This is a genomic window from uncultured Roseovarius sp., from assembly GCF_913057115.1.
Lineage (GTDB): Bacteria > Pseudomonadota > Alphaproteobacteria > Rhodobacterales > Rhodobacteraceae > Roseovarius.
In genome coordinates this window covers 39,115-63,477 of sequence record NZ_CAJXNN010000013.1, presented here as the reverse complement: position 1 = coordinate 63,477, position 24,363 = coordinate 39,115, and the positions used below count along the sequence as shown (strand labels likewise).

Annotated in this window: 26 protein-coding genes; 14 read left to right on the top strand and 12 right to left on the bottom strand. The window is 62.3% G+C overall.

Annotation, left to right across the window (positions count from 1 at the left end):
- Positions 1-127 precede the first annotated feature (127 nt).
- The 8 genes from QZ498_RS07705 (at position 128) to QZ498_RS07670 (ending at position 6,111) form a co-directional block, all read left to right on the top strand.
- Positions 128-553 carry a tellurite resistance TerB family protein gene (locus tag QZ498_RS07705; protein WP_294621258.1) on the top strand — a complete coding sequence of 142 codons (426 nt, stop codon included), beginning with the start codon at positions 128-130 and terminating at the stop codon, positions 551-553.
- Positions 553-963 carry a L,D-transpeptidase gene (locus tag QZ498_RS07700; RefSeq protein WP_294621257.1) on the top strand — a complete coding sequence of 137 codons (411 nt, stop codon included), beginning with the start codon at positions 553-555 and terminating at the stop codon, positions 961-963. The genes QZ498_RS07705 and QZ498_RS07700 overlap by 1 nt, the downstream gene beginning before the upstream one ends.
- Before the next feature lie 166 nt (positions 964-1,129).
- Positions 1,130-1,366, top strand: a complete 237-nt coding sequence (locus QZ498_RS07695; protein WP_294621255.1) for an Lrp/AsnC ligand binding domain-containing protein — start codon at positions 1,130-1,132, stop codon at positions 1,364-1,366.
- A gap of 25 nt (positions 1,367-1,391) precedes the next feature.
- The gene (locus QZ498_RS07690; RefSeq protein WP_294621254.1) at positions 1,392-2,534 is read left to right on the top strand and encodes an ABC transporter substrate-binding protein; all 1,143 of its coding nucleotides are present in this window, start codon (positions 1,392-1,394) and stop codon (positions 2,532-2,534) included.
- 69 nt (positions 2,535-2,603) lie between these two features.
- Positions 2,604-3,524 carry a branched-chain amino acid ABC transporter permease gene (locus QZ498_RS07685; RefSeq protein WP_294621253.1) on the top strand — a complete coding sequence of 307 codons (921 nt, stop codon included), beginning with the start codon at positions 2,604-2,606 and terminating at the stop codon, positions 3,522-3,524.
- Positions 3,521-4,504 (top strand): branched-chain amino acid ABC transporter permease, encoded by a 984-nt coding sequence (locus tag QZ498_RS07680; protein WP_294621252.1) that lies wholly within the window; start codon positions 3,521-3,523, stop codon positions 4,502-4,504. The genes QZ498_RS07685 and QZ498_RS07680 overlap by 4 nt, the downstream gene beginning before the upstream one ends.
- The gene (locus QZ498_RS07675; protein ID WP_294621251.1) at positions 4,497-5,246 is read left to right on the top strand and encodes an ABC transporter ATP-binding protein; all 750 of its coding nucleotides are present in this window, start codon (positions 4,497-4,499) and stop codon (positions 5,244-5,246) included. Before QZ498_RS07680 ends, QZ498_RS07675 begins: the two co-directional genes overlap by 8 nt.
- A 175-nt stretch (positions 5,247-5,421) precedes the next feature.
- Positions 5,422-6,111, top strand: coding sequence for an ABC transporter ATP-binding protein (locus QZ498_RS07670; RefSeq protein ID WP_294621250.1), 690 nt, complete (start codon positions 5,422-5,424; stop codon positions 6,109-6,111).
- On the opposite strand, the gene yghU is transcribed toward QZ498_RS07670, so the two are convergent.
- Both yghU and QZ498_RS07660 read right to left on the bottom strand, forming a co-directional pair.
- Entirely contained in the window at positions 6,108-6,977 is an 870-nt protein-coding gene (gene yghU / locus QZ498_RS07665) for a glutathione-dependent disulfide-bond oxidoreductase (protein WP_294621249.1), read from the bottom strand. The two genes, QZ498_RS07670 and yghU, sit on opposite strands and share 4 nt — an antisense overlap.
- 148 nt (positions 6,978-7,125) lie before the next feature.
- Positions 7,126-8,238, bottom strand: a complete 1,113-nt coding sequence (locus QZ498_RS07660; RefSeq protein ID WP_294621248.1) for an S-(hydroxymethyl)glutathione dehydrogenase/class III alcohol dehydrogenase — start codon at positions 8,236-8,238, stop codon at positions 7,126-7,128.
- Between the two features lie 138 nt (positions 8,239-8,376).
- Between QZ498_RS07660 and QZ498_RS07655 the strand changes: the two genes are divergently transcribed.
- From QZ498_RS07655 to QZ498_RS07640, 4 genes are all read left to right on the top strand, one after another.
- Positions 8,377-8,649, top strand: a complete 273-nt coding sequence (locus tag QZ498_RS07655) for an I78 family peptidase inhibitor (protein WP_294621247.1) — start codon at positions 8,377-8,379, stop codon at positions 8,647-8,649.
- 75 nt (positions 8,650-8,724) lie between these two features.
- Positions 8,725-10,356, top strand: coding sequence for a DNA polymerase Y family protein (locus tag QZ498_RS07650; RefSeq protein ID WP_294621246.1), 1,632 nt, complete (start codon positions 8,725-8,727; stop codon positions 10,354-10,356).
- Positions 10,357-10,529: 173 nt separating this feature from the next.
- Complete coding sequence (locus QZ498_RS07645; RefSeq protein ID WP_294621280.1) at positions 10,530-10,874, top strand: DUF2794 domain-containing protein; 345 nt, start codon at positions 10,530-10,532, stop codon at positions 10,872-10,874.
- A gap of 72 nt (positions 10,875-10,946) precedes the next feature.
- Entirely contained in the window at positions 10,947-11,348 is a 402-nt protein-coding gene (locus tag QZ498_RS07640; protein ID WP_294621245.1) for a DUF4149 domain-containing protein, read from the top strand.
- Here the strand turns inward: QZ498_RS07640 and speB are convergent.
- The 4 genes from speB to QZ498_RS07620 all read right to left on the bottom strand — a co-directional run bounded on the left by speB (position 11,345) and on the right by QZ498_RS07620 (position 14,922).
- Complete coding sequence (gene speB, locus QZ498_RS07635) at positions 11,345-12,301, bottom strand: agmatinase (RefSeq protein ID WP_294621244.1); 957 nt, start codon at positions 12,299-12,301, stop codon at positions 11,345-11,347. The two genes, QZ498_RS07640 and speB, sit on opposite strands and share 4 nt — an antisense overlap.
- The gene (locus QZ498_RS07630) at positions 12,298-13,095 is read right to left on the bottom strand and encodes an NlpC/P60 family protein (RefSeq protein ID WP_294621243.1); all 798 of its coding nucleotides are present in this window, start codon (positions 13,093-13,095) and stop codon (positions 12,298-12,300) included. The genes speB and QZ498_RS07630 overlap by 4 nt, the downstream gene beginning before the upstream one ends.
- Positions 13,092-14,477 (bottom strand): M17 family metallopeptidase, encoded by a 1,386-nt coding sequence (locus QZ498_RS07625; RefSeq protein WP_294621241.1) that lies wholly within the window; start codon positions 14,475-14,477, stop codon positions 13,092-13,094. Before QZ498_RS07625 ends, QZ498_RS07630 begins: the two co-directional genes overlap by 4 nt.
- A gap of 64 nt (positions 14,478-14,541) precedes the next feature.
- Positions 14,542-14,922, bottom strand: coding sequence for a hypothetical protein (locus QZ498_RS07620; RefSeq protein ID WP_294621240.1), 381 nt, complete (start codon positions 14,920-14,922; stop codon positions 14,542-14,544).
- Positions 14,923-15,082: 160 nt separating this feature from the next.
- Here QZ498_RS07620 and QZ498_RS07615 point away from each other — a divergent pair, with 160 nt between their 5' ends.
- Positions 15,083-15,733: a carbonic anhydrase gene (locus QZ498_RS07615; RefSeq protein ID WP_294621239.1), complete on the top strand. Its 651-nt coding sequence runs from the start codon at positions 15,083-15,085 to the stop codon at positions 15,731-15,733.
- Positions 15,734-15,818: 85 nt separating this feature from the next.
- Here the strand turns inward: QZ498_RS07615 and QZ498_RS07610 are convergent, their stop codons facing one another.
- The 5 genes from QZ498_RS07610 to QZ498_RS07590 all read right to left on the bottom strand — a co-directional run bounded on the left by QZ498_RS07610 (position 15,819) and on the right by QZ498_RS07590 (position 21,060).
- A complete protein-coding gene (locus QZ498_RS07610) occupies positions 15,819-17,444 on the bottom strand; it encodes a DUF4139 domain-containing protein (protein ID WP_294621238.1) in 1,626 nt (541 codons plus the stop codon).
- A gap of 164 nt (positions 17,445-17,608) precedes the next feature.
- Positions 17,609-18,631, bottom strand: a complete 1,023-nt coding sequence (locus QZ498_RS07605; RefSeq protein ID WP_294621237.1) for an aspartate-semialdehyde dehydrogenase — start codon at positions 18,629-18,631, stop codon at positions 17,609-17,611.
- Positions 18,632-18,712: 81 nt separating this feature from the next.
- Positions 18,713-19,183 carry a 23S rRNA (pseudouridine(1915)-N(3))-methyltransferase RlmH gene (gene rlmH / locus QZ498_RS07600; protein WP_294621236.1) on the bottom strand — a complete coding sequence of 157 codons (471 nt, stop codon included), beginning with the start codon at positions 19,181-19,183 and terminating at the stop codon, positions 18,713-18,715.
- Positions 19,184-19,561 (bottom strand): ribosome silencing factor, encoded by a 378-nt coding sequence (rsfS, locus tag QZ498_RS07595; RefSeq protein WP_367117635.1) that lies wholly within the window; start codon positions 19,559-19,561, stop codon positions 19,184-19,186.
- 149 nt (positions 19,562-19,710) lie between these two features.
- Positions 19,711-21,060 (bottom strand): mechanosensitive ion channel domain-containing protein, encoded by a 1,350-nt coding sequence (locus tag QZ498_RS07590; protein ID WP_294621235.1) that lies wholly within the window; start codon positions 21,058-21,060, stop codon positions 19,711-19,713.
- 103 nt (positions 21,061-21,163) lie between these two features.
- On the opposite strand from QZ498_RS07590, the gene QZ498_RS07585 reads away from it, so the two are divergent.
- On the top strand, positions 21,164-22,093 hold the full coding sequence (locus QZ498_RS07585) for a histone deacetylase family protein (protein WP_294621233.1): 930 nt from the start codon (positions 21,164-21,166) through the stop codon (positions 22,091-22,093).
- A 743-nt stretch (positions 22,094-22,836) separates the two neighbouring features.
- Here QZ498_RS07585 and QZ498_RS07580 read toward each other — a convergent pair.
- Positions 22,837-24,285: a hypothetical protein gene (locus tag QZ498_RS07580; RefSeq protein WP_294621232.1), complete on the bottom strand. Its 1,449-nt coding sequence runs from the start codon at positions 24,283-24,285 to the stop codon at positions 22,837-22,839.
- Positions 24,286-24,363: the final 78 nt, after the last annotated feature.

The following is a 24,363-nucleotide window of genomic DNA, read 5'->3' as shown; positions in this document are numbered from 1 at the left end:
CTCATTCCCATAATTCCTGCGCGCAAAAGCGCGCGCAGCGCCGCCCGCTTCCTATTGCCGAGGGGCCGGACAGTCAATATTCTGCACCGCAACAGGAATTCAACGCCCCGCGGGCGAAAGGACCACCATGACCGAGCAGATCCCACACCCCCTCTCGCCCGAAGATTGCCTTGTCGCTGTGATGATCGCGGTCTCGGCCTCCGATCAGGACATCCGCACCGCCGAACTGGTCAAGATCGAAACAGCCGTGAACAACCTGCCGGTTTTCGGCAAGTACGATCTGGACCGGATGAATATCGCCGCGCAAACCGTGTTCGATCTCTTCTCGGTCGAGGACGGGCTGGATGCGCTCTTCGGCCTGATCCGCGACAACCTTCCCGAACAGCTTTACGAGACAGCCTATGCGCTGGCCTGCGACGTCGCCGCCGCGGATGGTGCCATTCAGCAGGACGAACTGCGCCTGCTGGAGGAAATCCGATATGAACTCAGCATCGACCGCCTGCACGCCGCGGCCATCGAACGGGGCGCGCGCGCACGGCACATGACCCTTTGATGCGGGCGGCACTGACCCTTCTGCTATTGCTTGCGTGGCCTGTTCAGGCCGCGCAGCTTGAGGCGCGGATCGACCTGTCGGATCAGGAAATGACCGTGGTCTATGAGGGCAAGGCGATCCACCACTGGCCTGTCTCGACCGCGCGGGCGGGCAAGTTCACCCCAACCGGACTGTTTCATGTGCAAGCTATGAAGCGGATGCATTACTCGACGCTCTACGACAACGCGCCGATGCCCTTTTCAGTGTTTTTCTACGGTAATTTCGCAATCCACGGCACCACGCAGGTGGACAGGCTTGGCACCCCCGCCTCGGCGGGCTGTGTCCGCCTGCACCCTGACAACGCCGAAACGCTTTATAACCTGATCCGGCAGATGGGCCCCTCCGAAACCCTGATCGAGATCGTGGATTAGCTGTCCCTTTCGGGGGTTTCACCCCCGGACCCCCAGGGAATTTTCATCAAGGAAAAGCCCAAAGTCGCGCAATCAATCAACCCATGGGTGCAGGGGTGAAATTCGCCGTTTCCTTCCCGCGCGGTTTCGCGTTTAAATACCGGCGCAATTCATCCAGAGGTCAACCATGCGCCCCGTCTACGTGAACATCCGCTGCAAGCCCGGCACCTCCTATCGGGTGGCCGAGGAAATCGCCCTGCGCGAAATCCATTCCGAGCTTTATTCCACCTCCGGCCCCTTTGACCTTCTGCTAAAGCTTTACGTGCCCGAGGGCGAGGACGTGGGCAAGTATATCAACGAAAACCTGCTTGATATCGCAGGGATCGAACGCACCGAGACAACGCTGACCTTCAAGGCGTTCTGAAGATACGACCAACAGGGAGACAGATATGAAAATGAAAACGCTTCTGGCGGCAGGCTGTGCCGCGATGATGGCCACGGCAGGCCTTGCCGACGACCACAAGGTGAAGGTGGGGATGATCACCACGCTTTCGGGTGGCGGCGCAGGCCTTGGCATCGACGTGCGTGACGGCTTCCTGCTGGCCGCCAAGATGGCCGGGAATGACAACCTTGAGATCGTGGTTGAGGACGATCAGCGCAAACCTGACATCGCCGTACAATTGGCCGACAAGATGATCCAATCCGAAAAAGTGGACGTTCTGACCGGCATCATCTGGTCGAACCTCGCCATGGCCGTGGTGCCCGCCGCTACTGCACAGGGGAAGTTTTACCTTTCGCCCAATGCCGGCCCCTCGGTGCTGGCCGGTAAAGGCTGCCACCCCAACTATTTCAACGTGGCGTGGCAAAACGACAACCTGCACGAGGCCGCGGGCGGCTATGCCAATTCCGCCGGTTTCAAGAACAGCTTCATCCTCGCACCCAACTACCCGGCGGGCCAAGACGCCCTGACCGGCTACAAGCGCATCTACGAAGGGGAGCTGGCGGGCGAGGTCTTCACCAAGCTGGGCCAGAAAGACTATGCCTCGGAGATTGCCCAGATCCGTGCCTCCGACGCCGATAGCGTCTACTTCTTCCTGCCAGGTGGCATGGGGATTTCCTTCCTCAAGCAATATGCCGACAGCGGCCTTGACCTGCCGGTCGTCGGCCCCGCCTTCAGCTTTGACCAAGGCATCCTGCAAGCCGTCGGCGACGCGGCCATGGGCGTGAAGAACACCAGCCAATGGAACAAGGACATCGACAACGAAGCCAACAAGGCCTTCGTCGAAGCCTTCCAAGCCGAATACGGCCGCCTGCCCTCGCTTTATGCGTCCCAAGGCTATGACACGGCGAATCTGCTGCTCTCGGCCATGGGAAAAGCCGATGTCTCCGACGCCGAAGCCTTCCGTGCCGCGCTGAAAGAGGCCGATTTTGACAGCACGCGGGGCGATTTCGCCTTCGATAGCAACAATCACCCGATCCAGGACATCTATGTCCGCGAAGTGATCAAGGAAGGTGAGGTTTACACCAACAAGATCATCGGCACCGCGCTGGAGGATCACTCCAACGTCTATGTCGAAGACTGCAAGATGTAAGGAAAAACCGATCCGGGGCCTTGTCATGAGGTCCCGGGTCAAGCCCGGGACGCGACGCACCAGCCACCAATGACAGCCATTCTTTTCATCGAACAGGTCCTCAACGGGCTTCAGTTCGGGGTCATGCTTTTCCTCATGGCCGCCGGTCTGACGCTTGTGTTCGGGGTCATGGGGCTGATCAATCTGGCGCATGGCTCGCTATACATGGTGGGGGCCTTCGCCGCCGCTGCCGTAGCCGGGGCAACGGGCTCGTTTTTACTGGCGCTGGTCGCCGCCTTGGCCGCCGCCGCCGCCGCCGGGGCCATAGTGGAACTGGTGGTGATCCGCAGGCTTTATGACCGTGACCACCTTGATCAAGTGCTGGCCACCTTCGCGCTGATCCTGATCTTTTCCGAAGGCACGCGGTGGGTCTTCGGCTCCTTCCCGCTTTTCTTGGACATCCCCGATTACCTCTCCGGCCCCGTCACCCTGCCGGGCGGGATAGAATACCCGCTTTACCGGCTTACCATCATCTGCACAGGGCTTGTGATCGCCGCGGGCCTCTTTTGGCTGATTTCGCGCACCCGGCTAGGGGTGCGCATCCGCGCCGGTGAATCCGACCGGGAAATGATTGCCGCCCTCGGCGTCGATATCTCGAAACTCTACACCGTGGTGTTTGCCCTCGGGGCGGCGCTCGCCGGGCTGGCCGGGGCCATGGTGGGGGCCATCCAATCGGTGCAGGTTGGCATGGGCGAACCGGTGCTGATCCTTGCCTTCGTGGTGATCGTGATCGGCGGCATCGGCTCCATCAAAGGGGCGCTTATCGGCGCGATCCTCGTGGGGCTGACCGATACACTGGGCGGGCTGCTGCTCCCCGAACTGTTCAAACTCTTCATGGAAGCCTCGGCCGCCAGCACCACAGGCTCGGCACTGGCCTCCATGCTGATCTATATCCTCATGGCCTGCGTGCTGATCTGGAAGCCCCAAGGGCTGTTCGGGGGCCAAGCATGAGCCGCGAAAGCCTGATAAACGCCGCCCTCCTGCTGGGCCTCGCCGCCGTGCCGCTTTACGCTTGGGCCACGGATGAGCCTTTTACCATCACGCTCGCCACCCGCGTGGCGATTCTGGCGCTGGCAGGCGTTGGCCTGAACATCGCATTGGGCCTTGGCGGGCTGGTCAGCCTCGGGCACGCGGCGTTTTTCGGGATCGGCGGCTATGCCATGGGTATTCTGGCCAGCCACGCCCAAAGCTACACCCCGCTGATGGAGGTGCCCTTCCTCATCGAAGGCACCAAATCCATGCCGGTGATCTGGATCACGGCAGTCGTTGCCTCGGCCCTCGCCGCGCTGCTGATTGGCGTTCTCAGCCTGCGCACCTCCGGCGTCTATTTCATCATGATCACGCTGGCCTTCGGGCAGATGTTCTATTTCTTCGCCATCAGTTGGCCGGCCTACGGCGGCGAGGATGGCCTTTCGATCTATATTCGCAATGATTTTCCGGGCCTTAACACACTCGACCCGATCCAGTTCTTCGGCATCTGCTTTGCCCTGCTGGTGCTGGCGCTGTGGCTCAATGCCCGGCTGGCGCGGTCTCCTTTCGGGCTGGCGCTCAACGCGGCGCGGCAAAACGCACAACGCGTGGAAACCGTGGGCCTCAGCCCTTTCCGCCTGCGGCTGGCAGCCTTCGTGATCTCGGGTGCGATCACCGGGCTGGCAGGAGCGCTTTTTGCCGACCTTAACCGCTTTGTCTCTCCCACCATGTTCAGCTGGCAAATGAGCGGCGAGATCATGGTCTTTATTATCTTGGGCGGCGTGGGCCGCCTCTATGGCCCGGTGGCGGGGGCCGCGCTCTTCATCACGCTTGAGCATTTCCTTGGCGGGCTGTCGGAGTTCTGGCACATCTACCTTGGCGCGCTTCTTCTCGGCGTGGTGCTTTTTGCGCGCGGCGGGGTGATCGGGCTGCTGGCCGGACGGAAGGTGGCGCATGACTGATCCCGTTCTTGCCACCCATGGCATCACCAAATCTTTCGGCGCGGTACAGGCCTCGCGCGATATATCCCTGTCGCTGCAACCGGGCGAAATCCACGCCGTGATCGGCCCGAATGGTGCTGGCAAATCCACCCTCATCGCGCAAATCTGCGGCGGGCTTGCACCAGATGCGGGGCGGGTGGAATTTCTCGGCCAAGACGTAACGCCCCTGCCCACGCGCAAACGCGCCGCAATGGGCCTTGCCCGCACCTTCCAAATCTCGGCGCTGGCGATGGAAGATACCGTCCTGCAAAATGTCACCCTTGGGGCTTTGGGCGCGCGCGGTGGGCCACTGGGCCTCTTGCGCAACGCCCTCAAAGATCAAGACCTGCACGATAAAGCCATGACCGCCCTTGACCGCGTGGGCCTCGCCGGGCAGGCCAGCACCGTCACCGCCGAACTGTCCCACGGACAACGCCGCCAGTTGGAAGTCGCTGTCGCCCTCACCCTCTCGCCCCGCGCCTTCGTGATGGACGAACCCATGGCCGGGATGGGCACCGAAGGCTCCCACCGGATGACCGCTTTCTTGGGCGAGTTGCGCGATGAGGCGCCGATCCTGCTGGTCGAACACGATATGGACGCGGTCTTTGCCCTGGCCGACCGGCTCAGCGTGCTGGTCTATGGCGAAATCATCGCCACCGGCACGGTCGACGAAATCCGCAACAACCCGCAAGTCCGCGCCGCCTATCTGGGGGAAACCGCATGACCCGGAAAAGCACCCTTTGCACCTCGCGGCCAATGTCGGATGCCTCCGGCGGGGATATTTGGAAACAGAAGAAAACAGGCGCGCGCCAATCTTCTTCTGTTCCAAAATATCCTGGGGGAGTCGCCCGCAGGGCGGCGGGGGCAACGCCCCCATGTCCAAAGGAGGGCTTGGGGCCATGAGCCTTCTCACCCTGCAAGACGTCACCGCCTTCTACGGCCCCACACAGGCGCTCTTTGGCGTCTCGCTTTCGCTGGCCGAAGGCGAGGTGCTGGCGCTGATGGGCCGAAACGGGATGGGCAAATCCACCACGGTGAAAACCATCTGCCGGATGCTGCCCGCGCGTGCCGGGCGGCTGGAGTTCGACGGCCATGACCTGACCCGCCTGCCCTCTCACCGCGCCGCGCACTTGGGCATTGGCCTTGTGCCCGAAGGCCGCCGGGTGTTCCCCAATCTCACGGTCGCGGAAAATCTAACCGCCGCGGCCCGTCCGGGCCATTGGGACATGGAGCGTGTCACAGGGCTATTCCCGCGTCTGGCCGAGCGCCGCGACCAAGGCGCGGCCACCCTTTCGGGCGGGGAGCAGCAAATGCTCGCCATTGGCCGCGCCCTGATGACCAACCCGCGCCTCCTGATCCTTGACGAGGCGACCGAGGGGCTGGCCCCCATTGTCCGGCAAGAGATTTGGGCGGCCATCGCCACTCTAAAACGCGACACAGGGCTGGCGATCCTTCTGATCGACAAATCCATCACCGAGCTGGCCCAAGTCGCCGACCGCGCCGTGATCCTTCAGCGCGGCGAAACCGTCTGGACCGGCGGGTTCGATGCCCTCACCGAAGACATCACAACCCGCTATATCGGCGTTTAGTTTTCGCCGATCTTGTCCTGCGTCTTGGTCTCGAAATCGCTCGCCGCGTGGCGCTCGTGCAGTTGCTCATGCGGCTCGCCCATGGTGCGGTTGACCATCCGGCCCCGCTTCACCGGCTCACGCGCGTCCAACCGCTCGGCCCATGCCTTGAGGTGGGTATAACTGTCGGCCTCAAGGAAGGTCGCCGCATCACCATATTGCCGGCCCAGCACAAGGTTCCCATACCACGGCCAGATCGCCATATCGGCAATCGAATAGTCATCCCCGGCAACAAACTCATGCTCGGCCAATTGCTTGTCCAGCACATCCATCTGCCGCTTCACCTCCATGGTGAAGCGATCAATCGGGTACTGCCACTTTTCCGGCGCGTAGTGATAGAAATGGCCAAAGCCGCCGCCAAGGTAAGGCGCGCTGCCCATCTGCCAGAACAGCCAATTCATCACTTCGGTCCGCGCCGCGCCACTTGCAGGCAGGAACGCCCCGAATTTTTCCGCCAGATGCAGCAGGATCGACCCGGATTCAAACACCCGTACCGGAGCATCCCCGCTGCGGTCCACCATGGCCGGGATCTTGGAGTTGGGGTTCACGTCCACGAACCCGCTGCCGAACTGATCGCCCTTGGTGATCCGGATCAGCCACGCATCATATTCCGCATCATACCCGGCCGCCAAAAGCTCTTCGAACATCACGGTCACTTTCACCCCGTTGGGCGTGCCCATGGAATAAAGCTGAAACGGATGCTCACCCACCGGCAAGTCTGCCTCATGGGTCGCCCCGGAAACCGGCCGGTTTATCGAGGCAAACTGCCCTCCCGAGGGCTCCTCCCATTGCCAGACTTTCGGCGGGGTATATGCATCATCACTCATCGCGCGCTCCTGTCATTCTTCAGTTGCCCAAGAGGTAACCAAAGCACGCCGATGCGCAAGGTGCAGGCCCGCACAATCCCATGTGCGGCACAAAAAAGGCGCGCCCAAGTTGCCCCGGACGCGCCCTGAATGATCCATTTGAAAGGCGTCAGTACACCACGACCGAGCGGATCGATTCACCGGCGTGCATCATGTCGAAGCCCTTGTTGATATCCTCAAGGCCCATGGTGTGGGTGATCATCGGGTCGATCTCGATCTTCCCGTCCATGTACCAATCGACGATCTTCGGCACATCCGTCCGGCCCCGCGCGCCGCCAAAGGCGGTGCCTTTCCAAACCCGGCCCGTGACCAGTTGGAAAGGCCGCGTCGAAATCTCGGCCCCCGCCGGGGCCACGCCGATGATCACGCTTTCGCCCCACCCCTTGTGCGCCGATTCCAGCGCCGCGCGCATGACACCCACATTGCCGGTGGCATCAAAGGTGTAATCGCCGCCACCACCGGTCAGCTCCACCAGATGCGCCACCAAATCGCCATCCACCTCTTCGGGGTTGACGAAGTGGGTCATACCGAATTTCTCGGCCATGGGCTTCTTGCCGGGGTTCAGGTCGACACCCACGATCTGATCGGCTCCCGCAAGGCGCAGGCCCTGAATGACATTGAGGCCAATACCGCCCAAACCAAAGACAATCGCGGTTGATCCGATTTCCACCTTGGCGGTGTTGATCACCGCGCCAATGCCGGTGGTCACGCCACAGCCGATATAGCAAATCTTGTCAAAGGGCGCGTCCTTGCGCACCTTGGCCAGCGCGATTTCCGGCAGAACCGTGTGGTTGGCGAAGGTCGAGCAGCCCATGTAATGCAGGATCGGCGTGCCATCCAGCATCGAAAACCGGCTGGTGCCATCGGGCATCAGGCCTTGCCCTTGGGTCGAGCGGATCGACTGGCACAGGTTTGTCTTGGGGTTGAGGCAGTATTCGCACTCCCGGCACTCCGGCGTGTAAAGCGGGATGACGTGATCGCCCACTTCCAGCGAGGTCACACCGGGGCCCACTTCCACAACAACGCCCGCGCCCTCATGGCCAAGGATCGCCGGGAAAAGCCCCTCGGGATCAGCCCCCGACAGGGTAAAGTCGTCGGTGTGGCACAGGCCCGTGGCCTTGACCTCGACCAGAACCTCACCGGCCTTGGGGCCGTCCAGGTTCACTTCCATGATCTCAAGCGGTTTGCCCGCTTCGACGGCAACGGCGGCTGTGGTGCGCATCAATCTGTCCTCCCGAATATGATTTGCCCTGACTTTGGGCGAAATGTCGCAGGGTTTCAATACAATGTGCGACACCTGCTTGTGCAGGGCCGACGAATAACCAACTCTGCAAGCGGGAACACACCGGAGGGTAACGCCATGTTGCGGCTTGTTTTTCTTGGGATTGGGGCATTCGCCCTCGCGGCCTGCCAACCTGAAGCCGAAACGCCACCCGATATGGCGGAAAGCTGCGGCGCCGATGCGCTGCAACACCTTTTGGGCGAACCACGAAGCGCATTCGATAGCATGAGCGTTGAGGCTCCCACCCGTATCTTGCCCCCCGGGTCGGCCATGACAATGGACCACCGTCCCGACCGCCTGAATGTCGATCTGGATGAGGACGGCCGCATTACCCGCATCTGGTGCGGCTGACCTGCATGTGAGGACTCGACTCCGCACAGATGCCAGTCTAATTTGAGAACAAAACATGAACTTAGTCTGCTGCCCATGCCCGCCCGCCGCATCCTTTCCGCGTGGTTCCCCCACCTCGGGGCCGAACGCCTGTTGCGCCATCGCCCCGATCTGGCCGAAGGGCCCTTTGCCGTGGCCGATGAACGGGGGCAGGCGCAAGTGCTCAGTTCGGTCTCCCCCCGCGCGGCACGGCTAGGGCTTTACCCCGGCCAGCCGCTGCGCGATGCACATGCCATCTCGGCGCAACTGGTCACGCACGCGCGGCAGCCGCGCGCCGAGGCCGGGTTTCTCACGGCGCTTGCCCGCTGGGCCGAAGGGTTCTCGCCTTGGGTGGCCCCACAGCCCCCCGATGCGCTCATGCTCGACATCACCGGTTGCGCGCATCTTTTCGGCGGCGAGGAGGCCATGGCCCAAACCCTCACCCAACAGGCCGCCGATCTGGGCCTCACCGCGCGCTGCGGGCTGGCCGATACACCCGGCGCGGCTTGGGCGCTGGCCCGCTACGGCGATGCCACGCCCCACGCGCAGCGCACAGGCGACGCAATAGATCAAGAGGCCCGCGCCACCCGCTCCCGCGCGGCCAAGCGGCGCGCGGCCCCCAGCCTGCCCAACGGGGCCGCCGCCCCGCGCATCGCCCCACCGGGACAAGCACACAGCGCGCTTGCCCCCCTACCCGTCGCCGCCCTGCGCCTGCCGCCCGAGATCACCCAAGGCCTCGCCCGCCTCGGCCTGCGCTGCATCGGCGACCTTCTGGGCCAGCCACGCGCGCCGCTGGCCCGCCGCTTCGGCCCGGACCTCACCCTGCGGCTCGATCAGGCCATGGGCGCCGTGCCCGAACCCATCTCGCCCGCCAAACCGCCGCCACGCTTTGCCGTCCGCCTCACCTTCCCCGATCCCATCGGGCTGCGCGATGATCTGCTGGCCGCGCTTGACCGCATGGTGCCCAGGCTCTGCCAAGGACTGCGCGACAAGGGCCAAGGCGCGCGCCACCTGCGGCTTGACCTCACCCGCTGCGACGGTACCGGCCAAAGCCTCACCGCGGGCCTTGCCAGCGCCAGCCACAGCCCCGATCAGATCACCCCGCTGCTCGCCATGAAGCTCGATCAAATCGACGCTGGCTTCGGCATCGACCTGCTCCGGCTTGAGGCCACGGGCGTGGAACCGATCCACGCCCGCCAAACCTCCGGCCATGCCGAAGCCGCCGCCCGCGCCCGCCAGCACGATAACGCCACCGCAATCGACGACCTGATGACGCGCATCGGCGCGCGTGTGGGCCTTGACCAGATCACCCGCCAACACCCCGCCGATAGCCACATTCCCGAGAAAACCACCAAAACCATGGCCGCCGCATGGTCCTCTCCCGCAGGGGATTGGCCAGCCCCACCCCGGCCCCGCCCGCTGCTGATCTGGCGGCCCGAACCGGTCTTGGCCCCCGACCGCCCCGCGCTGCCCGAACAGTTCCGCTGGCGCGGCCAAACCCACGCCCCGGCGCAGGCCACAGGCCCCGAACGCATCGCGCCCGAATGGTGGCTCGATGACCCAAACTGGCGCAGCGGCACGCGCGATTACTGGCATGTCATCACCACCACCGGCGCACGCCTGTGGCTCTTTTATGCCCACGGCGGTGCACTCAGTTCAGGCTGGTTCTGTCAGGGGCGCTTTGCCTGATAAAGCCTTCGACCCAAAACCTGAGTCACAGCTTTGGGGCGAAGGCCGCCCAACATATGACTGTTGCACGCGCCCTGCCTTTGTCTGATGTGTCAGGTTAAAGGCAGGACGCTTTAGGCAATGGGTGCATGAATTTCCTTGATTTGCCGCCCCAGAGGCGCAACTCTGACGCCATGACATTCCAATCGCCCAGCCCCTTCCCCGCCAAAGGCGGACAGGATCAAGTGGCCTTCCACCGCACCGAACTTGCGGTGATCCTGTCACTCTATGGCCGCATGGTCGCCGCCGGGGAATGGCGCGACTACGGTATTTCCTCGCTGCGTGACGTGGCCGTCTTCTCGGTCTTCCGGCGCACCGCCGAACACCCGCTCTACCGTATCGAAAAACGCCCCAAGCTGCGCAACAAGCAAGGGCAATACGCGGTGATCGGCATGGATGGCCAAATCCTCAAACGCGGCCACGACCTCAAAACCGTGCTGCGCGTGCTCGAACGCAAACTGATCCGTGCGGTCGACTGACACATCGTCTCATTTCTCACTGGTCACCGTGCTGTCCTGCCCTAGCTCTGAGGCAAAAGGGTATCGAAAGGCATGACGATGGACAGTCTTACACTTTTGGTCACCGCGCTGCTGTTCGGCGGAATGACGTTTTATTCCTTCGGGTTCGCGACCTTTGTGGTCAATGCCCTGCCCGCAAAGACTGCCGGGCCACTGATCCGACAGGCCTTTCCGATTTTCTACCTGTTCGTGCTGGCCTGCTCACTGACCGCCGCCTTCTTGTTGATCCCCCAAGACAGGCAAGCCGCCGGCATAATGATCGGGATCGCCCTCAGCACAGTCTATGCAAGGCAAAGCCTGATGCCCGCCATCAATACAGCCACTGAAAGCGGGCAAACCACCCGTTTCAAGTGGCTGCACGGGCTATCGGTCGCGATCACCTTGGCGCAAATCGTGGCGGCGGCGGTCGTCATACTTCGGCTGGCCGGGGGCTAACCCCGCGCCGCCATGACGCACAGGATCTCGAACATGATCGACACGCCAAGAAAGGCTGTGCCGCCCGATTGGTCAAAGGGCGGCGAAACCTCGACCATATCGGCGCCCACGATGTTCAGGCCCCGCAACTCGCGGCACACCTGCAAGGCCTGATAACTGTTCGGGCCACCCACCTCGGGCGTGCCAGTGCCGGGGGCGAAGGTCGGATCGACAAAATCAATGTCATAGCTCACATAGGTCGCCCCATCGCCCGCAATCTCGCGCGCCTCTCCCATCACGTCCTCGACGCCGCGGGCATGAAACTCCTCGATCTCGATGATCCGAATGCCCTCGGCCTTGGCAAAATCGCGGTCCTCGCTGTCGTACATCGTGCCACGGATACCGATCTGCACCACCCGCTTGGGGTCCAGCAGGCCCTCTTCCACCGCCCGGCGGAAGGGCGTGCCATGGGTGTACATCGTGCCGTTGAAATAGCTGTGAAACAGGTCCGTGTGACTGTCGAAATGCACCATGCCAAGGGCTGCGTCCTTGGCCAAGGCCCGCAAAACCGGAAGCGAGGTGAGGTGATCGCCCCCCGCCGTCAAAGGCCGGACTCCTGCCGTCTTCACCCTGTCGTAAAACGCGGTGATCCGCTCCATGCTGTCCATGATATCCGCCGGGTTCGGACCCACATCCCCCAAGTCGGCACAGTTCACCGCCTCGAAGGGGCGCATCCCGCTGGTGGCATGCTGCGCGCGGATCATGGTCGAGGCATCGCGCAACTGCCGCGGCCCGTGGCGCGGGCCGGGCCGGTTCGTCGTGCCGCTGTCCCACGGCACGCCGATCAACCCGATGTCCACCTCGCCCAAACGCTCATGCTCAAGCGGCACATGCGGCAACCGCATGAAGGTCGGCACCCCCGCAAACCGCGGCAATTCGAAGCCGCTCACCGGCTGAAAGAATCCATCGCTCATCCCTGTCCTCCCAATCGTTTGTGCGCCGTGACCGGCCCATCCCCCTGCGCCTCGATCCGCTGGATCGCCTCCGAGATCGGCTCATAGGCCGTGGCCATGTGATAGGCATTAGCATGCAAAAGCGTCGCGTCATCCACAACCCATGCAACATGCCCTTTCCAGAACAGCAAATCGCCGCGCCGGGGTGACGTGTCGGGCGACAGCTCTTCTCCCAGCGCCCGTTCCTGTATCCCGCTGTCGCTGGGGCACTCCATCCCGCAAGCCATCAGCGCGGCATGCACCAGACCGGAACAATCCAGCCCCCAAATGCTGTTGCCGCCCCAAAGATAAGGCACGCCAAGGTAAAGCTCAGCCACAGTCACCGGGTCCTTGGCATAGGCGTCACTCAGATGCACCGTGGGAATCCAGCCCAGTTCGGTTCGCGAAAACCGCCCGTCCTGCCCACTGACCACCAGTTTCGCCAAATGCGGCAAAGCGGCCACCTCGGGGGATTTGAAGTCCGGCTCGGAATAGGCATGGGTTTGCCGCACCCAGACCCGATGGGTTGGCGCCGAACGCGCGGACGCGGGCAGAACATCGCCTTCCGCGACCCATCCGCTGTGCTGCGTGTCCTCCGAGCGCCCGAAAATGAATCCATCCCTGCGGCTTTCCCCCAGCCCGAAATGCTCACCATAACGCAATTGCCTGTCGCGGCCCAAGTCTGGCCGCTGGCGCAGGTCCGCCACGGGTTTTGCCACGTAAAAATGATCCGCGCCGGCACCGAAAGTGCCGCCATCCTCAAGCGCCGAATTCATGCAGGTAGAACCTTGGAAATCGCCTGCAAGATCGCCCGCGACCCCATGCCGATACCGCCCTTGGGCCGGGCCGGTTTCGCCTCGGGGTTCCATCCGTAGATGTCGAAATGCGCATAGCGCCTGCCGCCCGCGAATCGGCGCAGGAACAAGGCGGCGGTGATCGCCCCGGCGAAACCACCCTTCGGGGCATTGTCCAGATCGGCGATGCCCGGCTCGATCATCGCTTCATACGGCAAGTGGAGCGGCAACCGCCACACCGGGTCGGCTACCTGTTCGGCCGCGGCCTCTATGGCATGCACGAAATCCACGTCATCGCTGAAATACGGGGCAAGGTCAGGGCCCACAGCCACCCGCGCCGCCCCCGTGAGGGTGGCCATGGACAGCATCAAGTCCGGCTCCGCCTCGGCCGCATAGGCCAAGGCATCGGCCAAGACCAAACGGCCCTCCGCATCGGTGTTGTTGATCTCCACGGTCAGGCCATTGCGGGCGGTCAGGATATCACCGGGCCGGAAGGCATTGCCGCTGACCGCATTCTCCACCGCCGGGATCAGCACCCGCAAGCGCAAGGGCAGGCCCAGCTCCATGATCATCTGCGCCAGCCCCAGAACCGTGGCCGCACCGCCCATGTCCTTCTTCATCAGGGCCATTGACCCGCCGGGCTTGAGGTTCAGCCCCCCGGTGTCAAAACACACGCCCTTGCCCACGAGGGTCAGCAACGGCCCCGCGACACCCCACTGCATGTCAATCAGGCGCGGTTCGGCCTCCGGGGCGGCGGCCCGGCCCACCGTGTGGATCAACGGAAAATTCCGCTCCAACAGGGCCTCGCCACGGATCACCTCGATCTCGGCCTCGTGCTGCGCCGCCATCGCGACACAGGCCGCTTCCAGTTCCGCCGGTCCCATTTCGCTGGTGGGGGTATTGATCAGATCACGGGTCAGGCATTCACCCGCCGCAATCGCCTCGATCCGGGCAGCATCCACACCCTCGGGCGCGACAAGCTGCGCACCCGGTACGGTCTGCGCGCGATAGCGGTCAAAGACATAGCCCGCCAAAAGCCAGCCCAGCGCTTCCTCGTCAGCGCGGTCTTCGTGCAAGCCCTCGAAACGATAGACGCCCTCCGGCAGGGCCACAGCCGCCGCAGCCAGATGGAACCGCCCAAGGGCGCGCGCCTCGGAGGTGCCATAGCCCACGACGGCCATCAAAAGGCGGCCATCCTCGCCAGGAACCATCAAAACCTTGCCCAGAGCCCCGGCAAACCCCGCCGCGCGCACCCACCGGGTCACGCGCTCGGGCTGTCCTGCAAGCCAGTCGTCAAGCCTGTCTTGCTCCACCACATGCAGTGGAATGGCCGCTTCGGCCGCTTTGGCAAACGTCAGTCCCATGGCGCGCTCCTGTCATCAAGGTCGTCGCGCACAGCCTAGCCCAGTCATTCGCGCCTGCAAGGCATCAAATCGAAAGGTCCTGCAATTCCCAAACTTCACTCAACGACCGCTCGCCGATCCGCAACAACCGCGCCAGCACCGCGCCCAGGGCCACAGGGTCGCCGGCGTCAATGCACTGGGTGACATCGCGGGCCACCCGGGCCAGCATCCACATGCCGATCTGCTCGGCGATGGCAATCAGGCCGCGGGCCGATTTGCGCATGTCTTCGATGCGCCGCTCACGATAGCACCGCTCGGTATGCGATAATCGCGCGGCCAATTCTTCAAGCGCGCGACACACCACGTTTTCCGCGCCCCTCTCGCCAAGTTGATCGTACAAATCCTCCAAGCGGTCAGGATCCAGATGCACAACCTCATCCTGAGTCAACAATGTAACCTGTTTCACAATCTCACCCCTTCGAACTGCCCCCACGGACAAAGGCCAATCTGGCCTGTCAAAGGTTCCCAAATCCTTTCCGGCAGGCAAAGTCGCTTGGAATTTGTCTCTCGAATTCTCTGCGAATACGCTCTATCAACCCAAGGAAAAGCCGTACCGAGGGACCATAATGAAACACGCGCGCCCGCTGCCCACCTATCTTGTGCATCGTTATCACGGGTGGAAAGCCACGGCCTATGCCGAGAACCAAGCCTGGTATCGCCGCTTGGCGGATGAGGGTCAGCGCCCCCGCGCGATGATGATCTCCTGCTGCGACAGCCGCGTGCACGTCACCTCGATCTTCGGGGCGGATCAGGGCGAGTTCTTCATTCACCGCAACATCGCCAACCTCGTCCCGCCGCATGAACCCGATGGCAACCAGCACGGCACATCGGCGGCAGTGGAATACGCGGTGACCGCGCTCAAGGTGGCGCATGTCATCATCATGGGGCACTCCAAGTGCGGCGGGGTGCAGGGCTGCCTTGACATGTGTTCCGGCAATGCCCCGCAACTGGAAGAAAAAAGCAGCTTCGTGGGCCGCTGGATGGACATCCTGCGCCCCGGCTACGAGCGGGTGAAAGACATCAGCGACCAAACGGCCCAAAGCCGCGCCTTGGAAAAAGAGGCGGTGATCGTGTCCTTGGAAAACCTGATGACCTTCCCCTTCGTGGCCAGCGCCGTCGAAGCGGGGGAGTTGAGCCTGCACGGCATCTGGCACGACATCGGCGAAGGCAGCGTCGAACAATACAATGCCGATAGCCGACAGTTCGTCCCGATCTGAACCGACCGCGCGCCCCGTTCTCTTGCAAAGAAAACGGACCGAAATCTTTCAAGGATTTCGGCCCCGGCACATCGCGTTGCCCCGCTTAACGCAGAACCTTGCCCTCGGGCCATTGCAGGTCATACTCCAACCCGATCTCGCGGGTCTCACCTGCGGTGATGTCAAAGGACCACGCCAGAACCCCGCGCTTGCCATCGACATCAACCTCGCTGGCCCGCGGCGAGGCGTTCCATTCCACCTCCAGCTCTTCCTGCTCGGAATGCGGCACCCGGTCGACGACCCGCACAGGCCACGCCTGCCCGGTCAGATTCTCCACCTCGATCTTCACCGCTTCGGTAAAATCGCTTGATCGGGTGATGACGCCCCGCTGCCCTTCCTCTCGGCCCAGAACCGTCCGGGTCAGGCGCAGCCCGTCGATGGGACCGAACGACAGGTCCGCTTCTCCGCCCGCCGGGATCATCTCAAGGAACTGCTTGCCGATGAACCGCCCATCCAGATAGAACATCGCCTCACCGGTGGGCAGGATCAATTCGCCCGTGTCGTTCTCAATCCGCGCCATCAGGAAGGCACTGGGGTCAAACAAGGGTACCGCCCGCGCCTCGACCTGCGCCTGCGTTTCAAGCGTGCCCAGCGCCAGCCGAACACGGTCCGCCCCCGTCGCAATCGAAACATCGCCGGGGTAATCATAGGTCACGGCCAGCCCATCGAAATTCGCCTGCGCGGTCTCCACCGCCATCGGCTCGGCCCGTGGTGCGGCCATCTCGGCCATACCATCGGCCTGACTGCGTTGCAGCGTCTTGGGCCGGATCGCCTCGGGGTCGAAGACACGCCGCAGCCACGGGAACACCTCGCTGGGCGAAACCTGCTCGGACGGGCGCACCGTCGACAGGGTCATCGCCACATCACGCCAGTTTTCGCCCGTGGATTGTCGCACGAAAGCGCCGCGCTCAATCCGCAGATCGCCCGAATCCCGTGCAAGGTGCAGATCGTAGACCGGCGTCCATCCAGCCTCGCGGATGGTGTAACTCACCCGCACCGTGCCTTGCGTCGCCTCCTGTGCGGTGACCGCCACGGCCAGCATCGCCCGTTCCTCCTTCTCGGGGACAAGCGCGCGCAGGGCGGCGCGCGCCGCCTCCAACTCCTTGCGCAGGTCGGTCAGGGCGCGGTCCGCCTCCCCGGCCCGGCGCTCGGCCTCATGGGCGGCGCGCATGGCCGAAAGGCTCTCCTCGCCGATCATCCCGACCAGATCGCGCAGGTCGTTGGTATTCATGCCAGCAACGGCCTCGCCTTGGCCCAGCCGTTCCAAGAAGGCCACCCGCGCCTTGGCTGCCTGCACCTCGAGCGTGATCGCCCGCACATCAGCCTCGCCATCGCGCAGCGCGGCTTCCAGCCGCTCCACCTCGGCACGCGCAGCCTCGCGTGCGGCGCTCATGTCAGGGTCACGCGGCGGAACGAAGTCATCGCGTGCCGTGACGCTCCCCATCACCGCCCCATCCACGGAAACGCGCACCGCGGCCAAGGGCGTATTTTTCGGCAAATCCGTCAGGATCAAGTCATGCTGCCCGGCGGGGACGCTGAACTCCACCTCGCGTACCACCGTGGCCCCTTGCGGATAAAGCGTGACCTCGCTCACCTCGCTTGTCAGCGGGATATCCTCGGCCCATGCCGCCACCGGCAATGCCATGAAAACAAGGGGATAGATGATACGCATGCCGGACCTCCTGACAAAAACCTCACGTCGCTACTTGGGCAGAGCATCCACCGCTTGGCAAGCCGCATGTCGCGGCTCACGGCAAAACCCCGCCCATGCGAAACGCAAAACGGCCGGCGCGGTTCCCCGCACCGGCCGGTCAAATTGTTCACCGCGAAAGGCCCTCAGCCCTTCTTCAAAACCCGCTTGCCCAGCGTTTCGGCAATCTGCACCGCGTTCAACGCCGCGCCCTTGCGCAGGTTGTCCGACACGCACCACAGGTTCAGACCATTATCAATCGTGCTGTCCTGACGGATCCGGCTGATGAAGGTGGCGAAATCACCCACGCATTCCACCGGCGTCACGTAGCCACCGTCCTCGCGCTTGTCGATCACCATGATACCGGGGGCCTCACGCAGGATGTCGCGCGCTTCTTCCTCGTCCAGATGATCCTCGAACTCAAGGTTGATCGCTTCCGAGTGCCCCACGAAGACCGGCACCCGCACACAGGTCGCCGTGACCTTGATCTTGGGGTCGACGATCTTTTTGGTCTCGGCGACCATCTTCCATTCTTCCTTGGTCGATCCGTCCTCAAGGAAGACGTCGATATGCGGGATCACGTTGAAGGCGATCTGCTTGGGATAAACCTTGGCCTCGTAATCATCGGTCGGATTGTACACCGCCTTGGTCTGGTCCCAGAGCTCGTCAATCGCGTCCTTGCCCGAGCCCGAGACCGACTGATAGGTGCTCACCACAACCCGCTTGATCGTCGCGCGATCATGCAAAGGCTTCAGCGCCACAACCATCTGCGCCGTCGAGCAGTTGGGGTTGGCGATGATGTTCTTCTTGGCATAGCCATCCACCGCTTCGGGGTTGCACTCGGGCACCACCAGCGGCACGTCCGGGTCATAGCGGTAAAGCGAGCTGTTATCGATCACGACACAGCCTTGGCTTGCCGCCTTGGGTGCATATTTCTTGGTGGCGTCAGAGCCAATGGCGAAAAGCGCCATGTCCCAGCCGGTGAAATCGAATGTATCCAGATCTTCGGTTTTCAGGGTCTTGTCACCAAAGCTCACCTCGGTCCCGAGGCTGCGGCGGCTTGCCAGCACGGCAATCTCGTCCACAGGGAACTGGCGCTCGGCCAGAATGTTCAGCATTTCGCGGCCCACGTTGCCCGTGGCGCCCACGACGACGACCTTGTAACCCATCTGAGTTCTCCGTTTCCAAAAGTGGGCGGGTCATACCGCAGCGCAGCATTGATTTAAAGCGGATTCGGGTGATGGGGTCCATTACACCCTGTGATACGGGCTTCCCGCCAAAATCGACGCCGCCCGATAAAGCTGCTCCGACAGCATCACCCGCGCCAACATATGCGGCCAGACCATCGCGCCAAAGGACAGCTTGAAATCTGCCTTGGCACGCAAGGATGGGTCCACCCCGTCCGCACCACCAATGACAAAGGCGACATCGCCGCGCCCCTCGTCGCGCCACGCACCCAGCTTCCCGGCAAACTCCGGCGACGGGATGACGCGGCCGCGCTCATCCATCACCACCAGAACCGCGCCCTTGGGAATAACCCGCTCCAACAGAGCGGCCTCGGCGACCATGCCGCCTCCTTTCTTGTCCTCGACCTCGTGCACAGAAACAGGGCCAAGCCCCAAGGCTCGGCCCGTCTTGTCAAATCGGGTCAGGTAATCGTCAAGCAAAGCACGCTCCGGGCCGGCCCGCAACCGGCCCACCGCGCAGATATGCACCTTCATTCAGCTCTCGGTGGCTGGCACCGGGGCAGCCGCGCCGCCGGAAAGCCACATCTTCTCAAGCTGATAGAAGTCACGCACTTCGGGGCGGAAGACATGGACAATCACATCGCCCGTGTCGATCAGCACCCAATCGCCCGTTTCCTTGCCCTCGATCTTCGACAGGATGCCATACTCCTGCTTCAGACGATCGGCCAGCTTCTCGGCAATCGCCGTGACCTGCCGTGCCGATCTCCCTGAGCAGATCACCATGTAATCGCCCATCGCCGATTTGCCGCGCAGGTCAACCTGCACGATGTCTTCGGCCTTGTCGTCATCAAGGGATTTCAGGATGCGCGCAAGCTGTGCTTCGCTATTTGCGCCAGTGCCGGGCGCCATCATGGGCGCCCCCTGTTCAGCGGCCTGTGCCGCGTCAGCCGTAAAAGACAGGACATCGTCCTCCTTCTCAAAAGCGCCGCTCAGCCCCGGCGCCGGGCATATGTCCAAGGTAGCAACAGAAACGGGCCATTTCAATAAAACCCTGCGCAGGCTCAGGTGCCCTGTGCCCCATCTGCCGCATCCCCCAACATCCGAACCTCGCGCTGCGGGAAGGGAATGGAAATACCGTTTTCCTGAAAACTGTCCCACAAAGCCAGATAGACATTGCCGCGAATATTGGTCAGCCCGCCGGTCGGGTCCCTGATCCAGAACCGCAGGATGTAATCCACGCTGCTGTCCCCAAACCCCACGATATGGCACACCGGCGGCTTGAACTCCAACACCCGGTCCACCCCCTTGGCCGCCTCTATGGCCAAGGCACGCACCTTGTGCGGATCGTCGCCATAGGCGGTGCCGAAATAGATATCCAACCGCACGTAGTCGTTGGAATGGGACCAGTTGACCACCTGACCGGTGATCAAATCCTCGTTCGGAATAAGATATTCCCGCCCGTCGCGCGTGGTGATCGACACGTAGCGCGCCCCAAGGCTGTTGATCCAGCCAAAAGTCTCACCAAGGCTGATCACATCGCCCGGCTTGATCGACCGATCCAACAGCAGGATGACACCGGACACAAGGTTCGAAACCACCTTTTGCAGGCCAAACCCAAGGCCCACACCAATCGCCCCCGACAGCACCGCAAGCCCCGTCAGGTCCACGCCCACAGCACGCAACCCAATAAAAAACGCAGCCCCATACAGCAAAAGCTGCACGAATTTCACGGCCAAAACCTGCATGGAAGGCGAGATTTCATCGTTGCTGCGGATCCGCGAAGCGGTGGTTTTCGACACGAAACGCGCCGCGAACATCAGGGCAGCGACAATCACAACCGCCTGCAACACCATCCAGACCGACAGGCGCAGATCCCCCACACTTATCGCCGCACTGTCCAGAAGCTGCTCAACCTCCTCGGTCAACCCCAGAATGCTCAACGTCACCCAAGTCCAGGCCGCATAGCGCACCAGACTGCGCAAAAAGCCGTTGACGATAAACCGTGTGATCACCGTGATCAGAAGCCACGCCAGGGCAAGGCTGGCGAAGATGCCAAGCAGGTAAGAATGCGACGGCCATGTCACCGCCTGCATCACCCAAACCACCGGCCAGATCATCATGACAAACAGGATCAACCGCATGCGGCGATGAATCATCACCAGAAAACGCATCCGCCACTTGGGCCAGCCCTCGCGCCTGCGCATCCAGTCGTGAAACCACGGCGCAACAACTCTGGCCAAAACCGCCGCCAAAATGAAAACGCCAATGGCGATTCCCACCTGATAGGCGTTCCACGGCCGCAAGAGCGTCATGGCAAAATCCTGCGCCTGCGCCCACAGCCCAAGGGCGATTTCCTGGGTGTCCTGCGGAATGGCCTGCGAAAGGCCATCCGTGATGATTTCCTCTTCCATGGCCTCAGATTACACGCCCCGCGCGTCTCAACAAGCACCGACTGGACAATCGCGTCCTCACGCGGTCATGCTGTGCCCCGACACGAGGACGCGGAGACAGCCGATGACAACCACAATACTGACCCATGCCGATGGCCTTAAGCACGTCACCCCCCCCGGCCACCCCGAACAGGTCGCCCGACTGGAACGGGTCTGGGCGGCTCTCGCCAGCAAGGATCTTGCCCGTGAAGAGGCCCCGCTGGCCAGCAACGACGATCTGCGCCTCTGCCATCCACAGGCCCATATCGACCATATAAAAGCCTCCGAGCCTGCCGAAGGCATCATCCAACTGGACGCCGACACATGGATGTCCCCCGGTTCGGTCAATGCCGCCCTGCGCGGCGTGGGCGCGGCCCTGCGCGCCACCGATCTGGTTCTTGCCGGAAAGACGCAAAACGCCTTTTGCGCCATGCGCCCGCCCGGCCACCACGCCGAAACCCGGAAAACCATGGGGTTTTGCCTTTTCGGCACGGCGGCCATCGCGGCCAAGCACGCGCTCGATCGCCATGGCCTGTCGCGGGTGGCGGTGGTGGATTTCGACGTCCACCACGGCAACGGTACGCAGGATTTGCTCTGGGACGAGGCGCGCACGCTCTTTGTCTCCTCGCACCAGTTCCCGCTTTGGCCCGGCACCGGCCGCGCCGATGAAACCGGCGCGCATAACAACGTGCTCAACGTGCCGCTTGACCCGATGACAGATGGCGCAACCTTCCGCGCCACCTACGAGGAAGGCGTCTTCCCCCGCCTCGACGCCTTCGCCCCCGAACTGGTGATCATCTCCGCCGGGTTCGACGCCCACCGCGACGACCCGCTGGCACAACTCGAACTCACCGAGCCCGATTTCGCATGGGTCACCGAGCGCCTCTGCGATATCGCCGACAAACACTGTCAGGGGCGCGTGGTCTCGGTCCTCGAAGGCGGCTACAACCTCGACGCTCTGGCCGCCAGCGCGGGGGCCCATGTGGATGTGCTGATCGAGCGAGGGAAAGGCTGAGGCCCAAAGCGCCGGGTTTTGAGCCTTCCCTAAAGCGTCCTGCCTTTAACCTGACACATCAGATAAAGGCAGGGCGCGTGCAACAGTCATATGTTGCGCGGCCTTCGCCGCAAAGCTGTGACCCAGGGTTTGGGGCGAAGGCTTTAGGGTGCGCAATCTCTACGCATCTTTTCACCGGCCGCGCATCGCAGGGCCGCGGCGCGGCGATCAAACGACTGAGCTGAAGCGCTTTATCCCAGCCACTGGCGCGAAACCTCCAATCCAAGCGTCAAACCTAACCCAATCGCCGTGCCGTCACGCCAAAGGCATGCTTCCAGCATGACGATGCGCGGCGGGCCGGCGGCCCTTGATTCGGCGCGAGGCAACCTCCGCTCTGTCCCGCTCTGCCGACCTTCGCCCCATCGACCGGCCACTCCTCGCGAAGAAGCCCGTCAGGGCTGATGAGCCGTGACGGCTTGCACGATGTCCGCTCAGGGCTGAAATCCACCGTTCACACCCAAAAACCCGAACCATACGAAACGCCCGTACATTTCGTACAAAACCCACCGCGCGCCCTGTTAACTCGCCGTGACACCGCGAAAGATACCGACGCGATACCGACGCTTTACCGACGCGTTACAGCCTGGCCTTTTTCTTGTTAACCAAGGGTTTGCTGCCGATTCGCCCAAATCTTAACGCCGCGCCCTGCGGCACCGCGTCCGCCCCGTCGCAATCCCGCCGCCAAGCCCCCGGATGCTTTGCCGCTAGTTGAAGGGAATATTCATCAAGTCCGGTGCCCGCCGCAGGATGATTTCCTCGTATAGATTCTTCCGGTACCGTATGTCGGGCGGGATCGAAATCGCCAATTGAATGAGCCTGCGATCATTGAACGGGTTAATGAACGGCCCGCGATGCATGGCGGTGAAATACGAGGCTTGGGTGTTGGGCAGCAAATGCTCGATGAAGCCGAAGTCATAGGGTCGGGCCTGCGCCGCGCTTGGCAAGGTATCATACCATGCCATGTATAAATCCTGCCACTTGCCAATCTCTCGATGAACTTCCCCCTCCGGCGCTCCGGTACGCCGAATGCCATGCGCAATATGAACCTCGCCATGCAACCGATCACCCCGATACTGATTGGCGCGGATCAATTCCATGATATTACCGCGCAGGATGATGTAATCCTCGGGATAGCTTTCAAGCGCATGCAATGCGCCCAGCTCTCCCCGGTAACCCGACCACCCCATCTTCAACCGCATGTCGGCCCTTTGCCGCAAACTGGCATCTCGCCGGAAATAATGCTCAAAGGGATAGCCAAGCTCGGCCATGATCTGCTGGCCGGTGATGGCGTCCCGGCGCGTGTTGTTGTTGAACCGATGCGCAAAAAACTGGGTGATTTCGCCCAGATGCTCCTGCGAACAGGCTAATAGCGCCCGCGAATCTTTTCCGCCGGTCACCGGCATGGCGCATTTGAATTCCGAAATCCAACTCGCCATATGCGCGCTGAGGCGCTCAGTGATTTCGACGATGTTTCGCCTCACCCGTCGTGGTGCGACCGTTAAAACCGTATCCTCTCGCGGCCAGAACCGGTGGCTCGAAAAATCCGACAAATCCAGAAAATGGTTCGGAAGGCACCGGAAAACCTCGTTGTCCAGCGTTTGCCCAAAGCTCAAGGTCTGCTTTCCGGTCAGCACATTGCGCGGATCAAACAGCGGGTTCCTGCGGATCGGCCGTGTCAAGACAAGCCCCAGACTGCTGCCCACCCGTGACATCTCGGGGTTGTAAATGACCGGGATATCGCTCACCGGGTCGGGCAGGATACGCTGAAACCGCGGCGTCACGATGATCGCCAGATACCGCCCCGACAATTCTGAAATCTGCGCCTCAACCGATGGCCAGAACCCGGCATCTTCGATCCCGGAGGTTATCGTCAGGCAATCGCGCACCAAGCCGCTGTCAGCATAAAGCGCGTGCCCCAGCAGGAACCCGACCTGCGTCTTGTTCTTGTCCAGTATCTCCAAAACGCGCAACGCAAAACCGTGATGCAGCGTCCAGCCGTTCAAAGACTTGCTGGACCACCCCGGAAAGCGGACATTGGAATGCGGATCAAGGACATATTGATTGCGGAAGAGTTCCGCGAAATCCCGATCACTCGCTTGTGCCTTGATCTGTGCCAGGCACGGAATGGAATAGGACGGGCTTTGACTGTTCACAGTATCCAACCTTGCAAAGTTAGATGTCTGAGTATCAGCAGGCACCTAATTCAGGCAAGTTAAAGCATGACGCGCCAG

What these genes read in the sequence shown, in the direction of transcription:
- QZ498_RS07585 (WP_294621233.1), top strand. Translation starts at nt 21,164, where the DNA reads ATGACAACCACAATACTGACCCATGCCGATGGCCTTAAGCACGTCACC.
- QZ498_RS07690 (WP_294621254.1), top strand. Translation starts at nt 1,392, where the DNA reads ATGAAAATGAAAACGCTTCTGGCGGCAGGCTGTGCCGCGATGATGGCC.
- QZ498_RS07590 (WP_294621235.1), bottom strand. Translation starts at nt 21,060, where the DNA reads ATGGAAGAGGAAATCATCACGGATGGCCTTTCGCAGGCCATTCCGCAG.
- QZ498_RS07640 (WP_294621245.1), top strand. Translation starts at nt 10,947, where the DNA reads ATGACGATGGACAGTCTTACACTTTTGGTCACCGCGCTGCTGTTCGGC.
- QZ498_RS07680 (WP_294621252.1), top strand. Translation starts at nt 3,521, where the DNA reads ATGAGCCGCGAAAGCCTGATAAACGCCGCCCTCCTGCTGGGCCTCGCC.
- QZ498_RS07655 (WP_294621247.1), top strand. Translation starts at nt 8,377, where the DNA reads ATGTTGCGGCTTGTTTTTCTTGGGATTGGGGCATTCGCCCTCGCGGCC.
- QZ498_RS07645 (WP_294621280.1), top strand. Translation starts at nt 10,530, where the DNA reads ATGACATTCCAATCGCCCAGCCCCTTCCCCGCCAAAGGCGGACAGGAT.
- rsfS (WP_367117635.1), bottom strand. Translation starts at nt 19,561, where the DNA reads ATGATGGCGCCCGGCACTGGCGCAAATAGCGAAGCACAGCTTGCGCGC.
- QZ498_RS07605 (WP_294621237.1), bottom strand. Translation starts at nt 18,631, where the DNA reads ATGGGTTACAAGGTCGTCGTCGTGGGCGCCACGGGCAACGTGGGCCGC.
- QZ498_RS07650 (WP_294621246.1), top strand. Translation starts at nt 8,725, where the DNA reads ATGCCCGCCCGCCGCATCCTTTCCGCGTGGTTCCCCCACCTCGGGGCC.
- rlmH (WP_294621236.1), bottom strand. Translation starts at nt 19,183, where the DNA reads ATGAAGGTGCATATCTGCGCGGTGGGCCGGTTGCGGGCCGGCCCGGAG.
- QZ498_RS07630 (WP_294621243.1), bottom strand. Translation starts at nt 13,095, where the DNA reads ATGAATTCGGCGCTTGAGGATGGCGGCACTTTCGGTGCCGGCGCGGAT.
- yghU (WP_294621249.1), bottom strand. Translation starts at nt 6,977, where the DNA reads ATGAGTGATGATGCATATACCCCGCCGAAAGTCTGGCAATGGGAGGAG.
- QZ498_RS07660 (WP_294621248.1), bottom strand. Translation starts at nt 8,238, where the DNA reads ATGCGCACCACAGCCGCCGTTGCCGTCGAAGCGGGCAAACCGCTTGAG.
- QZ498_RS07685 (WP_294621253.1), top strand. Translation starts at nt 2,604, where the DNA reads ATGACAGCCATTCTTTTCATCGAACAGGTCCTCAACGGGCTTCAGTTC.
- QZ498_RS07695 (WP_294621255.1), top strand. Translation starts at nt 1,130, where the DNA reads ATGCGCCCCGTCTACGTGAACATCCGCTGCAAGCCCGGCACCTCCTAT.
- QZ498_RS07670 (WP_294621250.1), top strand. Translation starts at nt 5,422, where the DNA reads ATGAGCCTTCTCACCCTGCAAGACGTCACCGCCTTCTACGGCCCCACA.
- QZ498_RS07610 (WP_294621238.1), bottom strand. Translation starts at nt 17,444, where the DNA reads ATGCGTATCATCTATCCCCTTGTTTTCATGGCATTGCCGGTGGCGGCA.
- QZ498_RS07705 (WP_294621258.1), top strand. Translation starts at nt 128, where the DNA reads ATGACCGAGCAGATCCCACACCCCCTCTCGCCCGAAGATTGCCTTGTC.
- speB (WP_294621244.1), bottom strand. Translation starts at nt 12,301, where the DNA reads ATGAGCGATGGATTCTTTCAGCCGGTGAGCGGCTTCGAATTGCCGCGG.
- QZ498_RS07625 (WP_294621241.1), bottom strand. Translation starts at nt 14,477, where the DNA reads ATGGGACTGACGTTTGCCAAAGCGGCCGAAGCGGCCATTCCACTGCAT.
- QZ498_RS07675 (WP_294621251.1), top strand. Translation starts at nt 4,497, where the DNA reads ATGACTGATCCCGTTCTTGCCACCCATGGCATCACCAAATCTTTCGGC.
- QZ498_RS07700 (WP_294621257.1), top strand. Translation starts at nt 553, where the DNA reads ATGCGGGCGGCACTGACCCTTCTGCTATTGCTTGCGTGGCCTGTTCAG.
- QZ498_RS07615 (WP_294621239.1), top strand. Translation starts at nt 15,083, where the DNA reads ATGAAACACGCGCGCCCGCTGCCCACCTATCTTGTGCATCGTTATCAC.